Source organism: Alkalibacillus haloalkaliphilus C5 (assembly GCF_000269905.1).
Lineage (GTDB): Bacteria > Bacillota > Bacilli > Bacillales > Alkalibacillaceae > Alkalibacillus > Alkalibacillus haloalkaliphilus_A.
Genome location: NZ_AKIF01000078.1, coordinates 1 through 13,356, shown reverse-complemented (window position 1 = coordinate 13,356; position 13,356 = coordinate 1). Strand labels below are relative to the sequence as shown.

At 37.9% G+C, this 13,356-nt stretch carries 17 protein-coding genes; 6 read left to right on the top strand and 11 right to left on the bottom strand.

The window, feature by feature from the left end; all coding sequences use genetic code 11:
* Nucleotides 1-312: 312 nt before the first annotated feature.
* From A194_RS21370 to A194_RS0109390, 7 genes are all read right to left on the bottom strand, one after another.
* Nucleotides 313-381, bottom strand: a complete 69-nt coding sequence (locus A194_RS21370) for a hypothetical protein (RefSeq protein WP_423734746.1) — start codon at nt 379-381, stop codon at nt 313-315.
* Complete coding sequence (locus tag A194_RS18040; protein WP_050980510.1) at nt 381-1,001, bottom strand: Crp/Fnr family transcriptional regulator; 621 nt, start codon at nt 999-1,001, stop codon at nt 381-383. Before A194_RS18040 ends, A194_RS21370 begins: the two co-directional genes overlap by 1 nt.
* A gap of 85 nt (nt 1,002-1,086) precedes the next feature.
* Nucleotides 1,087-1,719: a trimeric intracellular cation channel family protein gene (locus A194_RS18035; RefSeq protein ID WP_017186601.1), complete on the bottom strand. Its 633-nt coding sequence runs from the start codon at nt 1,717-1,719 to the stop codon at nt 1,087-1,089.
* Between the two features lie 78 nt (nt 1,720-1,797).
* Complete coding sequence (locus tag A194_RS0109405) at nt 1,798-2,154, bottom strand: VOC family protein (protein WP_017186600.1); 357 nt, start codon at nt 2,152-2,154, stop codon at nt 1,798-1,800.
* 115 nt (nt 2,155-2,269) lie between these two features.
* Nucleotides 2,270-2,725: a DinB family protein gene (locus tag A194_RS0109400; protein WP_017186599.1), complete on the bottom strand. Its 456-nt coding sequence runs from the start codon at nt 2,723-2,725 to the stop codon at nt 2,270-2,272.
* A gap of 107 nt (nt 2,726-2,832) precedes the next feature.
* Nucleotides 2,833-3,009, bottom strand: coding sequence for a hypothetical protein (locus tag A194_RS20530; protein ID WP_017186598.1), 177 nt, complete (start codon nt 3,007-3,009; stop codon nt 2,833-2,835).
* The gene (locus A194_RS0109390) at nt 3,010-4,971 is read right to left on the bottom strand and encodes an aconitate hydratase (RefSeq protein WP_017186597.1); all 1,962 of its coding nucleotides are present in this window, start codon (nt 4,969-4,971) and stop codon (nt 3,010-3,012) included. It abuts the gene before it with no gap.
* 250 nt (nt 4,972-5,221) lie between these two features.
* Between A194_RS0109390 and A194_RS20270 the strand changes: the two genes are divergently transcribed.
* Entirely contained in the window at nt 5,222-5,329 is a 108-nt protein-coding gene (locus A194_RS20270; protein WP_146816519.1) for a putative holin-like toxin, read from the top strand.
* Nucleotides 5,330-5,361: 32 nt separating this feature from the next.
* Here A194_RS20270 and A194_RS0109385 read toward each other — a convergent pair whose 3' ends face one another.
* Entirely contained in the window at nt 5,362-5,943 is a 582-nt protein-coding gene (locus A194_RS0109385; RefSeq protein ID WP_017186596.1) for a GNAT family N-acetyltransferase, read from the bottom strand.
* 133 nt (nt 5,944-6,076) lie between these two features.
* Here A194_RS0109385 and A194_RS0109380 point away from each other — a divergent pair, with 133 nt between their 5' ends.
* Complete coding sequence (locus tag A194_RS0109380) at nt 6,077-6,616, top strand: LOG family protein (RefSeq protein WP_017186595.1); 540 nt, start codon at nt 6,077-6,079, stop codon at nt 6,614-6,616.
* 15 nt (nt 6,617-6,631) lie between these two features.
* On the opposite strand, the gene A194_RS0109375 is transcribed toward A194_RS0109380, so the two are convergent.
* Nucleotides 6,632-7,174: a histidine phosphatase family protein gene (locus A194_RS0109375; protein ID WP_017186594.1), complete on the bottom strand. Its 543-nt coding sequence runs from the start codon at nt 7,172-7,174 to the stop codon at nt 6,632-6,634.
* A 189-nt stretch (nt 7,175-7,363) separates the two neighbouring features.
* Between A194_RS0109375 and A194_RS0109370 the strand changes: the two genes are divergently transcribed.
* Entirely contained in the window at nt 7,364-9,085 is a 1,722-nt protein-coding gene (locus A194_RS0109370; RefSeq protein ID WP_017186593.1) for an aromatic amino acid hydroxylase, read from the top strand.
* 134 nt (nt 9,086-9,219) lie between these two features.
* The gene (locus A194_RS0109365) at nt 9,220-9,633 is read left to right on the top strand and encodes a hypothetical protein (RefSeq protein WP_017186592.1); all 414 of its coding nucleotides are present in this window, start codon (nt 9,220-9,222) and stop codon (nt 9,631-9,633) included.
* Here A194_RS0109365 and A194_RS0109360 read toward each other — a convergent pair whose 3' ends face one another.
* Together A194_RS0109360 and A194_RS0109355 are read right to left on the bottom strand one after the other, a co-directional pair.
* A complete protein-coding gene (locus tag A194_RS0109360; RefSeq protein WP_017186591.1) occupies nt 9,634-10,338 on the bottom strand; it encodes an aspartate/glutamate racemase family protein in 705 nt (234 codons plus the stop codon).
* Between the two features lie 57 nt (nt 10,339-10,395).
* Nucleotides 10,396-11,301 (bottom strand): cysteine hydrolase family protein, encoded by a 906-nt coding sequence (locus A194_RS0109355; protein ID WP_017186590.1) that lies wholly within the window; start codon nt 11,299-11,301, stop codon nt 10,396-10,398.
* 170 nt (nt 11,302-11,471) lie between these two features.
* Between A194_RS0109355 and A194_RS0109350 the strand changes: the two genes are divergently transcribed.
* Together A194_RS0109350 and A194_RS0109345 are read left to right on the top strand one after the other, a co-directional pair.
* Complete coding sequence (locus tag A194_RS0109350; RefSeq protein WP_017186589.1) at nt 11,472-11,663, top strand: YfhD family protein; 192 nt, start codon at nt 11,472-11,474, stop codon at nt 11,661-11,663.
* Nucleotides 11,664-11,837: 174 nt separating this feature from the next.
* Nucleotides 11,838-13,274: an LVIVD repeat-containing protein gene (locus A194_RS0109345; RefSeq protein ID WP_017186588.1), complete on the top strand. Its 1,437-nt coding sequence runs from the start codon at nt 11,838-11,840 to the stop codon at nt 13,272-13,274.
* The last annotated feature ends 82 nt before the right edge of the window (nt 13,275-13,356 follow it).

Sequence of the window (13,356 nt, the reverse complement as noted above, 5' to 3'; positions counted from 1 at the left end):
AACGTTATTTATTGTAGAGCCGAAATAATTAGTAACGATACTTATAACAATGATTAACACAATTAAAACAAGCATACAACCAGGGTTCCCGATCAAACCTCGGTGAAACAGATCATTTCTTTCATTATTGTGACCATTTCTACCTTGCCTCACTCATTTCTCCCCTTTTTAAGAACAACTACATTGTTATATTTTAAGAATTTTCATAAATTATACCAGATATACTTCTTTTGTAAACAACACTACCAACTCATAATAAACAAACACCCCCGACAACAGATGCCCTGTCATCGAAGGTGTTAGCTCTTAAAACTATGTCGTTTGATAACTCTTCAAATCATCCATGTTGTAAACGATGATTTCATTACGATTATATGAAATCAGCTCGTCTTTTCGTAACTTATTAAACGTTCGATTGACCGATTCTCGGTAACACCGATCATATTCGCTAGGTCACTGTTTGTAATTGGAATATGAACATAAATTGAATCATCTTGACGGTGTTTACCCATTTCCTCAGTCATTCGAATGAGCGTCGTAACTGTACGTTCAAACACTGTTTGTGTACTCATTTGTTGGATACGGTCTTGAAGTTCTAATATTTTTTTACCCATTACACGCATAACTTTTATAGAAATTTGAGGTTTTTGCAGTAAAAGGTTTTCAAAAGCTTCTATTGGAACGGCAATCACATTAACATCTGTTAAAGTAAGAGCCGTTGCAGGGTATGGTGTTTTGTCAAAAAAGCCGACATGAGGGAACATTTCATCAGAATGAATTAAGTTAATGACTTGTTCTTTACCATCAGTACTCACTTTATAGACCTTAATCAATCCATGGATAACAAAGTATACAGATTCCCTTCTCTCGCCTTCTCGAAAAATGACATCTCCTTTTTTAAACTTACGATGGTGTGCAATTTTGCCTACTTCTTCTAACTCTTCAAACGATAAATCTTGAAAGATCGGAAACTGTTTAAAGAAATTGACTGAACAAGCCATTGTAGAACGCCCCTTTAAGTCTTTATGCCTACCATTATTATAAAGGATGATTAGTTGTTCTAGGTACAGTAATGTTGACACTTTATCAACTTTTCTTTAAACCTTTTAAGAACCTTAACCAATCTCCTCTACTCGGTAAGCGCCAATCATAGATGACCGATAACATTCGAAGGGTAATAATAACAACTAATAAAACCATTAACTCCCACATCGCTTCAGCAATGCCAAGTCCAATCACTAGAGCTCCTAACACAGCCCACATAGCGTAAATTTCTTTATGTAATACAAGTGGCTTTCTTCCAGCCAACAAATCACGTACCATACCGCCACCAGTACCAGTTAATACACTTCCAACAATGACTGCCGGGAGGGGATAACCCGCTGCTACTGCGAACAATGCACCTTGTATCGCAAATGCCGACAATCCAATTGAGTCAAAGAAAGCGCCCCATTTTTCCCAACCGGTAAAGAACCAATGAAACGGTATAAAAAAGATTAACGTCAGTGTTATAAAAGCTATAAAGAACAACATGCTTTGTTCCCACACTTCAGAAACGGGCAATCCTAATACAACATGACGTATTAAACCACCTCCAAAAGCTGTTGTAAACCCTAATAAATAAACACCGAACAGATCATATTTTTCTTCCAAGGCAATAATAGCACCACTAATTCCAAAGGCCATCGTTCCAATCACGTTCAAAATTTCCCACGTCATGTTGTCACCTCTTTTCACCTTTAGCTCTTCATTATTTTAACAGATGGTATTAAAGAATGCTTACAGAAAAAATAAATTTTAACATTCACAAATCATTAAAACATTACCATCCAAATCTCGAATGTTAAAAAAATGGTGGTGTTGAATGGCTGTTAAAACCTCAATCCCTTTTAATTGTACATACTTATAAGCCGTTTCAATATTGCTAGTATTAAAATGAAATAAAGGTACATCATCTATAATCCGTTTTTCATAAATCTTTGAGTCGAGTACCACCTTTAGATCATAATCTAAATCAATAACAAATAAATGATCGGTTATTATTTCATTAGGGGTCTCAATATTTAATAAGTCACAATACCATTCTTTCGCCTTTATAATATCTTTTACAGGGATAAAAATTGCACCAACCATAGTTTGAACTGGACTTTTCATGCCTTTCACCTCTAAACCTTTATTATGTTATATTATTTCTATAAAGTGTCTTAAAAACCTCTAGATCGACATAAAAAAGCAGAGGCAATATTTCACACCCCTGCTTACAAATTCTTTATTTTGCTGTTTGCTTTTGGGCACTAGCGGTCCCAACGTGAAGCGCTTCATGAGAAGTTAAGAATAGAAAAGCTTCTTCAATTGTTTTCAAGTGAAGCATTTCAAAACCAATTTCCTGGTCTAACTTACCAGATGCAAGCTCTTCTAAACGTTCTGCATGTTGCTGTACTTGTTCTAACAATTCACTTTTAGAAGGAATATTTTGTCCCCACTCTTTTGGGCTTGTCCCTCTTGCAAATAATTCCCCATAATGACTAGGCAGTTGACTGTCTTGACCTAGCGCATTAGTAATCACACTGTCCCACGTCACAACGGAATGAGCTAGATTCCAGCGCGGATTGTTGTTAAAACCTGAAGGGATCTCATCTAGTTCTTTTTCTGTCATACTTTCCAACAGCTTCACTAAGTTTCGACGCCAAAACCTCGCTTGTTCAAAAACTGATTCTTCATTCATTTTAAATTCCTCCTTCTCCTTTTATCATAGCAAATGGAAAAAGACATGAGAAATGGATTGCCTAACATGTGCAAAAAAACAAACACCTCTATGAGAGGTGCTTGTTCTTAATCTAGTACTCGATTGTTCTCATCAACATCATTAATACGGCTCCCTTGTTGACTTTCATACTTCGAAACATACCCATCACCGCTACAGACAGTACATGTATAGCGCCATTCTTCATCGTCCATTAATAAACCAGCACCATCACATGCCTTACAACGAAACTCTTGTGAACCCATTTAGACACCACTTTCTTGTTTGTTTTTAACCCAATTAATAATGCCTCCTGCTAATATTATGTCCAAATGACGGTCGGTTAAACTATGCTTTACTTTAACTTTTTCATTCTTACTACGAATGCCTACTTCAAACTCATTTGACTCTTGAATTTGATTACGAACATTTTCAAACTCTAATACATCACCTTGATCAATTTTTTCGTATTCTGATTCATCTACGAACGTTAAAGGTAATATACCGAAGTTAATTAAATTTTGTAAATGAATACGAGCGAAGTCTTTAACAATCACAGCTTTTATACCTAGATAGCGTGGAGCTAACGCTGCGTGTTCACGACTGGAACCTTGCCCGTAATTGTATCCACCGATAACTGCATGGCCTCCATCGTCACGAAGTTCCATCGCTCGTTCGTAGTAATTGTCATCAACGATTTCAAAAGTAAATGTACTAATCTTCTGTAGGTTACTACGATATGGCAAGACACGCGAACCACCGGCTAAAATTTCATCAGTTGAAATGTTATCGCCCATCTTCAATAAGACAGGTACTTCAAAGTTGTCTTGTAATGGAGCCATGTTCGGAATTGAACTAATATTAGGTCCCTTCTCTAATTCGACTGTTAAGCCATCAGCTGATGTTAACGGTTCTTCTAACATACCTTTTTCTTTTTCAAAATCAACTTTTGTCGACTCTTTTACTTTAGGATAATCCATATCCAACGTTCTTGGATCGGTAATTTCACCTGTTAAAGCTGAAGCTGCTGCTGTTTCTGGACTACATAAAAACACGCTATCCTCTTTAGTACCTGAGCGTCCTGGGAAGTTACGTGGCGTCGTTCTTAAGCTGTTACGACCTGATGCCGGCGCCTGCCCCATTCCGATGCAACCGTTACAACCAGCTTGGTGAAGTCTTCCGCCAGCTGATAAAAGACTTGCAATATGTCCATCATCAACTAATTGCGTTAAAATTTGCCGAGAAGATGGATTAATATCTAACGAAAGTCCTTGTGCTACATGTTTACCCTTAACAATTTCTGCAACAATCGCAAAATCACGATAACCCGGATTAGCTGAAGAACCGACATATGATTGGTAAATCGGTTCGCCTGCCACCTCACTAACCGGTACGACGTTACCTGGGCTTGAAGGTTTTGCGATTAATGGTTCAAGACTTGATAAGTCAATTTCTTCATGAAGGTCATAGCTCGCCCCACGATCAGCTATCACTTCAACCCAGTCTTCCTCTCTTCCTTGCACTTTTAAGAAGTTCTTAATCTCTTTGTCAGAAGGGAAAACGGTTGCCGTTGCACCGAGTTCTGCTCCCATGTTGGCGATGACATGGCGATCCATTGCTGATAATTCTTTAACACCAGGGCCGTAATACTCAATGATCTTCCCAACACCACCTTTAACATCATGGCGACGTAACATTTCTAAAATAACATCTTTTGCACTAACCCAATCCGGAAGCTTTCCTGTTAACTTAACGCCCCATACTTGTGGCATTTTAATGTAATAAGGTTCTCCTGCAATAGCTAAGGCAACATCAATACCACCTGCACCCATAGCAAGCATACCCATACAACCGTTAGCACACGTATGGCTATCTGAACCGAGTAACGTCTTACCTGGCACAGCTAGCTTTTGCATATGAACCGGGTGGCTAACCCCATTACCAGGACGGCTGTAATATAGACCGAATCGGTTAGCCGCACTACGTAAAAACATATGGTCATCAGCATTTCGATAATCATCTTGAATTAAGTTGTGGTCTACATACTGTGCTGATGCCTCCGTTTTAGCTTGATCAACACCCATAGCTTCAAGCTCTAACATGACCATAGTACCTGTTGCATCTTGTGTTAACGTTTGATCAATTTTCAGCCCAATTTCTTCACCAGGCTTCATTTGTCCTGAGACAAGATGCTCTTGAATCAACTTCTGTGTCACATTCATTTTCACGTGAACATACCCCTTTCTACTATTTCCGCTCGTTAAATAGGTACCTTTACTTTTAAATTTACCCACACCACTACCTTATTAAACACGACTATTCGATATACACGCCATTAATATAATGCTCAACTGTTCAGCATTTTACACAGCTAAATAGGACATAAGTCGTTTTTTGTTCGATTCACTTTACGAACGTATGTTCTTATTTTATACTATAGACAACCTACGAGGGAAAATACTGGAGGTGTTGCTTGTAGTGGAAACGTACGGATTTTTGTTAGTCATGTTAGGATTCGGTTCATTTGTCGTGGCGCTTCTTTCATTGATTATCCAAATCATCAACGCCATCATAAAAAAGAAGTAGCTCCTTAGTGACACTCAAAGGAGCTACTCGTTCTAATTAAACTTTTTAACATAACCATTACATTCATATACCCGTTCAAATTTATTCATTATATTTTCATCATGCCCCATATAATGAGCAAATGCAGATAAAACAGTGACTTTTGAGTGTTTTGAATCAATGAATTCATGTCTTTGCTCACCACTAATAAATGCTTGATAATATGAGTTCATCTTCTGAAACCCTTGATTTTCATACCAACGATTAACCCATTCATCATCTCTTGTCCATGCCTCTATATACTGATAACCTTGACCTTCCAATTGACTCTCAGCATATTGAAGTAACTGCTTTCCAATACCGTCTCGTTGATAATCTGGATGGACTGCAATATGCCACATCATAGCACCTAAACTTTGACTTAATGTACAAACCTTCCCTACACTTTGTTCTAACTCCAAATCTAATAACCCAACAATCACACCATCCTTTTCAGCTACTATTTCAACGGACGGATTGTGATACTTCTCTTTATTTTGTAAAACATTGTCGTAATAAGCTGTGTTAAGAAAGGATAAAACTCTACATCTAATCCAACCTTCTTCATCTTCTGGTTCATAATTTCGAATAAACATATTTTCACTTCCTTAAAAGTATTGTTATTTGTGATATCATGCTGAATTAAAACAAATGATATAATTTATTTACATAAAGCATATAGTTATTGAATAAAAATAATAGACATCTTTAAAGAATGGGAGTTATTTGATGAAGCGTGTAGCAGTATTCTGTGGTTCACGAGAAGGTCGTGATCCTATTTACATGAAGAAAGCTAAACAGCTAGGTGAAGTTTTAGCACAACACAACATTGAGCTCGTTTACGGCGGTGCTGTCGTCGGTTGCATGGGTGCTGTCGCTGAAGGTGTGTTAGAAAACGGTGGAAAGGCGATTGGTGTTATTCCTGAAAAGTTAAAAACAATTGAAATAGCTCACGATAAACTCACTGAATTACATGTCGTCGAAACAATGCACGACAGAAAAGCAATGATGGCACGACTTGCCGATGCTTTCATCGCCTTACCAGGTGGTGCTGGAACGCTAGAAGAATGGTTTGAAGTCGTAACATGGGCACAAATTGGTTATCACGAAAAGCCTTGTGCACTTCTCAATATTAATGATTACTACACACCACTACTTGAACTGTTTGACCATATGATTGAACAAGGTTTCGTTGATCAGTTACATAAAGAGGTATTAATTATGGAATGTGACCCTAATGAATTAATTAACCGTATGAAAGAGCTATAGCTACATAGCTCTTTTTTATTGGTCCCAAATACGTTTGATTTCACGTCGAGTTAAGTTAATTTCAAAAATATCAGGGTTTGTGAGATTCTTCCACTCCTTAAATCCAAATGATGGATCAAAATGATTTAAGATCAATGAAATTAGACCACCATGTGAAACAACTATTGTCGCTTTGTTGTTGCTTAATTTTATATCAGTCAATATTTTAAGCCCTCGCCCAACTGCTTCTCTACTTGATTCACCACCTGTAATTTTCAGCTCGAAGTCTTGATACGTTTGCTCTAGTCGCTCCATCCAGTCGGGTAAATTTTCACTACTTAACTTCCTTTCTTGTAAATCGTCAGCTACATATAAGTCAAGTTGATGTTCCTGCGCTGTTGGTAAAATAGTTTGAATGGCACGCTCAAATGGACTTGTTATAATCTGATCAACGCGCTGTTCACTAAAGAAACCTCGCAAACTATCCGCCTGTTTCTCACCTTGTTCTGTTAACTGACAACTTGCTGCTTGCCCTTCCGCCTCACAATGCCTAACTAAATAAACTTTCTGCTCAACCATATAACACTCTCCTAATCACTCTATTAAACTACTTATATATGAAACACAACTCTTAGTCAACTAAATTTTAAATAATGGTTGCTAAACTACAATGTAAAATGATATATTAGTTTTTTAAATACTCGTTACTTTATCAAGCAAAAGCGTTTAAGTAGACAAGCATAAAAGTGATAAAAAGGAGTGCAAACTATGCAAACAGTTGAAAAGAAATCCGTACCTAAACATTTAAGAAAATACACAGCCGAACAACATTATGAACATTACACTGCTATTAATCATGCCGTATGGCGATATGTCATGCGACAAAACCATAATTTATTAAAAGATACAGCTCATGAAGCCTATACTGACGGTTTAAAAGCCTCTTCCATTTCAATAGACAAAATTCCAAACGTTGATGAAATGAATGAAAGCCTTGCACCATTTGGTTGGGGAGCTGCAACAATCGATGGATTCATCCCAGGGGTTGCCTTTTTTGAATTCCAGGCAAAAGGCATACTACCTGTCGTAAATGAAATTCGTAAGTTAGAAAACATACTATACACGCCAGCTCCAGACATTATTCATGAAGCTGCTGGTCACGCACCAATCTTAGCTGACCCCGAGTACTCAGCCTTCGTTAAAAGATTTGGTGAAATTGGTATGAAGGCAATTGCAACAAAGGAAGAACATGACCACTTTGAAGCTGTTCGAAATTACTCGAATCTATTAGAAAAAGGTAATGCTACTGAAGAAGAAATTAACCAAGCTAAGCAAGAGGTTGATGGATGCGAAGCAAAGATCACTGAGCTTTCAGAAGCACAAATCGTCGGTCGTTTTTACTGGTGGACAGTAGAATTTGGACTTGTAGGTGACCTTGATGACCCTAAAATTTACGGGGCTGGCTTACTATCTTCTGTTGGCGAAGGTTCCAATGCATTAAGTGATGAAGTTGAGAAAATTCCATTTGATATGGATCAAGTCATTAACACAGGCTTTGACATTACAAAGCCTCAACCTCATTTATTCGTATGCAAAGACTTCAAGCAACTACTCGATGCAGCTGAAGAATTTGCGAAAACGATGTCGTTTATGAAAGGGGGAACAGAAAGTTTAGAGAAAGCCGTTCGTTCTGCTAATACCGCTACAGCTGTATTTAGCTCAGGTATTCAAGTGACTGGTGTGTTCACCGAGTTGTTAAAAGATGATCAAGGAGAAGCAATCTACTTAAAAACAAATGGTGAGACAGCTTTAGCTGCAAGTGACCAACAATTAGAAAACCACGGAACAGATGTTCACGCTGACGGATTCGGTGCACCAATTGGTCAAATTACTGGACTTGCTCAACCACTTGAAGACTTAAGTGATGGTGAGCTTAAAGATATCGGAGTTCAGATTGGAAATAATACTGAGCTGAAATATGAAAATGGGATTCAAGTGACTGGAACAGTTACTGAATTAGTTCGCCATAATAAGAAGTTAGTATTAATCTCATTAGAAGATTGCACTGTCACTATAGGGGATGAAGTCCTTTTCAAGCCTGAATGGGGCGCATTTGATTTAGCCGTTGGAACTGACATCACTTCTGTTTACGCAGGTGCGGCTGACGGTGAAAACTACTACACTGTCGATGAAGCACAAGAAACGCCAATTCCAGAAAAGACACAAGTAGAACTAAACGATCTATATGCTCGTGTAAGAGCAATTCGAGACAATGGTTCTAACAATTTAGTTGATGACTTACAGCCGATTCATAAACAACTTACAGAAGACCACCCTAAAGATTGGCTTCTTCGTTTAGAAATGGTTGAGCTACTAAGTGAGCTTGCTGAAACAGATTTAAAGCAAACTTTACTAGATGAATTAAATATGTTAAAAAGAGAGAATGAAGAGTTTCACACGTTAATCGAACGTGGATTATCAATTGTCTAATCAACCTTTTAAAGAGGAAAGCGAACGCCCGCTTTCCTCTTTTTACTGTTCTCCGCCATTTAAATCTCTCAATCTATCGAACGACTAACATCCATGATATGATAATGCTATATTTAATCAAGTAGGTGATTTTAATGCTTCTTAGAAAATTTCTCGCCTTTTTACTCGCTTCGATTATAATAACACCGGTAATCACGACCGTTTTATATTTAACGAATGGTGGAATTTTTCTATCGGTTTTATTACCAATCATCGCACTTTATGTTGTTGGCGGTCTATTCTCTTACGGTATTCCAGCATCTGTCCTTTCTGATTGGTTAACTCAGAAAATGACTGAAGTTAAACGACGACAGTATTCCTTTTGGTTTCATGTTCTGTCTGGTGTAAGCTTTATTTTCATACTCGGTATTCTTGCTGACCCAAGTACATTGTTTAACGATTTTATAACCTATTGGACAAGTATGTATCCATTCTTTTTTGGTGCATTGTTTGCCGCCATTATCCTATGGCTTTGTGATGAATGGGTGCGAAAAAAGCGCGGTAAATAGTTAGTTAACATTTATGCTCTCTAACGCATAATCAACTGCTTTTTGGACATGGATCTTTGATGTATCATAAACTGGTATGTCTAGATCTGTTTGGTTTATGAGTAGCCCTATTTCAGTACACCCTAATATAACAGAATCTGCTCCTTCTTGTTTAAATCGTTCGATTACTTGCAAATAATATTGCTTCGACTGCTGATTCAGTTCACCTAAAACAAGCTCATTAAAAATGATATCATTTACTCTCTTTTGTTCCTCTTCAGTTGGAACAACAACATCTATACTATATTTACGAACCCGATCTTTATAGAAACCTTGCTCCATCGTATATTTCGTACCTAATAAAGCTGTCGAATGTACACGATCTTCCTTCATCTTCTCAGCAGTTGCATCAGCAATATGGATAACTGGAAGGTTCGTTATTCCTTCAACATAATCGATTACTTTATGCATCGTGTTTGTTGCTAAAATGATTAGCTCTGCTCCAGCGTTTTCAAGTTTTTTCGTCACTTCTGCTAACCTTTCCCCTGAAGCATCCCATCTCCCTTCAGACTGGTACCTCTCGATCTCCGCAAAATCGACACTATAGATGATACATTCAGCTGAATGCAATCCACCTAATCGACTTTTTATTTCACGATTGATTTCTTGATAGTATGAAACTGTCGACTCCCAACTCATTCCGCCAATAATTCCAATTGTCCGCAACGTCATTCTCCTTCCAACGACAAATTCTAGCTATTTCCTGGGGAATTGACACAATTCCTACAAAATAAGCTCACTTGATTCTACAAGTTTAACACCATATTTGTCAGATAATTGTTTCCAACCAGATTCCGTTTCATCTTCAAACCCTGGAATACAGCTCATCCCATCTTTTAGTACGTAAATGTTATTTGTAAAACTCTCAATTGATACAAAGTGCTCCGCTAATTGTTTCACTGATTCGTATACACAATGTGATTCCGCCTCTCCAGCAACAACTACTTTGTCAAATTCGCCAATATAATTAAGTAAATCATAATCTGTTTGGTCTTCTTGACTATATTCAGGCTCAATAATTCCGTACTTCTCACTAAGAGGGTCTAACCCTTTAACGATCTTTTTCACTTCTGTATTTCGGACGATCGAATGATAATGAATCATTTTCGAAAACTGGCTTTCTAATGCGGCACCTGGTGTCCCTTCTATACAATGAAATGGCCAAATGCACAACTGCTTTTGACCTTGTTGCTCTAAACCTTTTACATATTTAATACTCTGTTCGAAGTTATATAGTGGCTTCCATTTACCTAATTCAACATCTTCTATAGTAATAATTGTCAAAGGTTCTGGATGGTTCCCCTTTTGATCAATCCACCAAGAAGGATGAAAAATTTGGTCCATACTATGAGTGTCTAATGATACAGCAATATTAGTGATTTTACTTAAATTGCGATAAATGAAACGCATTATACTATAGACGTCTTCATGTGAACCTGGAACTCCTAATGCACCGCCTTCTATAAAGTCATTTTGCAGGTCAATTCCTAAAAACAATACCCTTTGCTCATCTTGTTTAGCATCATTGGACTCCTCTTGGCTAGCTAAATAATGAACTTCATTAAAATTAACTTTCTCATAGCTTCCTATGGCGTCGCGATTAATGATTTGATCAAAAATAACATTCATAATCCCACCCTTTCAAATACACTCTATACACTTAATTATGCCGAAACACGAGTTTTAATTCAAACTATTCAGACTAAAGTATTGATACAAAAAACAGGGTGACTAACATAACTCACATCGAATTTTCGCATACTACATTTGTACTAATTGATAAGAGAGGTGATATGAAGATGGGTAGAGATGAACACAAAAGAAAAAGCCGAAAGCCCTTAGGTCAAACGCCTAAAAGTGAACAGCTTGAAGCTCGTGATGTCGAGTTTGCAGAAGAATTAGCTGATAGTGCTGACATTGAAGCTCAACGTCGAGCAGAAGCTGCAGATCAACGTGCGAGTCAACATCAACATAACCGCCGAAAATCTTAAAAACCTTAAGTGACCGCCTCTAAGCGGTCACTTTTTATGTTAATCATTTACATTTTATAGTTAATTAGACTCTCGAAATAATGAGCACATCTTCATATTAACTTTTTCTTCCAAGTCTATTAAACTATTAAATTTAGTGAATATTCACTAAATTTAATCTTTGGAGGAATGTATATGAAGAAACGAAACCTTCTTGTTACCTCTGCATTGTCAGGAGCTCTAGTTTTCTCAGTTTTTGCTCCTACTTCATTTGCTCATGACTACCTCGATGGTTCAGACTTAAACAAAGGTGAAAGAACATTATTTACAGAAGAAGAACTAGAAGCATTAGGTACTCCCCATGTTGAAGGCGATAAGAACTTAAAGTTTCTTGATGAAGCCGCTTCCCTACAGTTAGAACAAATTCGAGATGGAATTCAAAACAATGCTGCTGATGTTTACGCTCATAAAGGCTTTGCTTACGTAGGTACTCATACAGCAGGTGGCGGTGATGGTGGGGTTCGTGTTTTTGACTTACAAGACCCCGAAAACCCTGAAGAAGTAGCCGCTTTCGCTCACGATGATGTTCCGGGTACATGGCATGAAAAAGTTATTGTAAAGTCTATCAATACACCTGGTTTTAATGGCGATCTAGCTGTAGTAAGTGTTCAACAATTAGACCGCACTGCAGATACTTCTGGTGGTTTTTTGCTCTATGATGTGACTGACCCGTACAATCCAGAGAAACTTGGCTACTCAGAGGTTTACGCTGATACAAATGGTACACATGAACTTTATTTAACTACTCAAGGTAATCGCGCGCTAGTTTTAACTGCTAACCCATACACTGACCTATATAGTGGTGGTGGTGAGCATGATTTTCAAATTGTAGATGTATCAGATCCATCTAACCCAGAAAATTTGTGGCAGTTTGATCCAAGATCATTGCTAGAGGTATCAGATGATTTTGATGGATACAACTGGGAGTCTCCAGATGGTAAGACGCGACCTGTATTTGCTCACAGTGTTATAACCGACAACAATGCTCGACACGCCTATGTATCGATGTGGGACCTAGGAACGGTGATCTTTAACATTGAAGACCCTGAAAATCCTGAATACTTAGGACGTACAGACTTCGCTTCTGACCAGCAAGGCTCTGCCCACTCGGCTGCTTTAGCACAAGGTGGCAATATTTTAATCGAAACTCGCGAAGTTTATGTTCCAGTACGCGAAGGATATGAAGAAGCATACGGTTATACACGCATTTTCGATATTAAAGACCCTTCTAACCCAGAACTTCTAAGTGAGTTTACGACAGACTTAACTTTCCAAGTTGAAGATGGCACGACTTTCGCAAACACTGTCCACGACCCTAAAGTAAGAGGCAATACTCTTTATCTTTCACACTATGCTGGTGGTGTTTACGCAGTTGACATTAGTGACCCATCTGACCCTGTTCAAATAGGTCAGTACAAACCAGATCAAGCTGATGTTTGGGGCGTATTTGTCGATCGAAACTTTGTTTTAGCATCTGATATGGGACAAGGATTGAAGGTTCTAACGAAGAATAATAGTGGTGGAAATGGGAACGGCAATGGTAACGGTAACGGACACAGTCCTACCCGATAAAATTTAAAAAAGGTGATCGCTTATTGCGGTCATCTTTTTATAATTGTATAGACTTTTAAAATAACAGACACATTGAAGCACT

Coding starts and splice junctions, on each gene's coding strand:
- A194_RS0109385 (WP_017186596.1), bottom strand. CDS start 5,943: ATGTTTATTCGAAATTATGAACCAGAAGATGAAGAAGGTTGGATTAGA.
- A194_RS18040 (WP_050980510.1), bottom strand. CDS start 1,001: ATGGCTTGTTCAGTCAATTTCTTTAAACAGTTTCCGATCTTTCAAGAT.
- A194_RS0109365 (WP_017186592.1), top strand. CDS start 9,220: ATGCTTCTTAGAAAATTTCTCGCCTTTTTACTCGCTTCGATTATAATA.
- A194_RS0109380 (WP_017186595.1), top strand. CDS start 6,077: ATGAAGCGTGTAGCAGTATTCTGTGGTTCACGAGAAGGTCGTGATCCT.
- A194_RS0109375 (WP_017186594.1), bottom strand. CDS start 7,174: ATGGTTGAGCAGAAAGTTTATTTAGTTAGGCATTGTGAGGCGGAAGGG.
- A194_RS0109350 (WP_017186589.1), top strand. CDS start 11,472: ATGGGTAGAGATGAACACAAAAGAAAAAGCCGAAAGCCCTTAGGTCAA.
- A194_RS0109400 (WP_017186599.1), bottom strand. CDS start 2,725: ATGAATGAAGAATCAGTTTTTGAACAAGCGAGGTTTTGGCGTCGAAAC.
- A194_RS0109345 (WP_017186588.1), top strand. CDS start 11,838: ATGAAGAAACGAAACCTTCTTGTTACCTCTGCATTGTCAGGAGCTCTA.
- A194_RS18035 (WP_017186601.1), bottom strand. CDS start 1,719: ATGACGTGGGAAATTTTGAACGTGATTGGAACGATGGCCTTTGGAATT.
- A194_RS0109355 (WP_017186590.1), bottom strand. CDS start 11,301: ATGAATGTTATTTTTGATCAAATCATTAATCGCGACGCCATAGGAAGC.
- A194_RS20530 (WP_017186598.1), bottom strand. CDS start 3,009: ATGGGTTCACAAGAGTTTCGTTGTAAGGCATGTGATGGTGCTGGTTTA.
- A194_RS0109370 (WP_017186593.1), top strand. CDS start 7,364: ATGCAAACAGTTGAAAAGAAATCCGTACCTAAACATTTAAGAAAATAC.
- A194_RS0109405 (WP_017186600.1), bottom strand. CDS start 2,154: ATGAAAAGTCCAGTTCAAACTATGGTTGGTGCAATTTTTATCCCTGTA.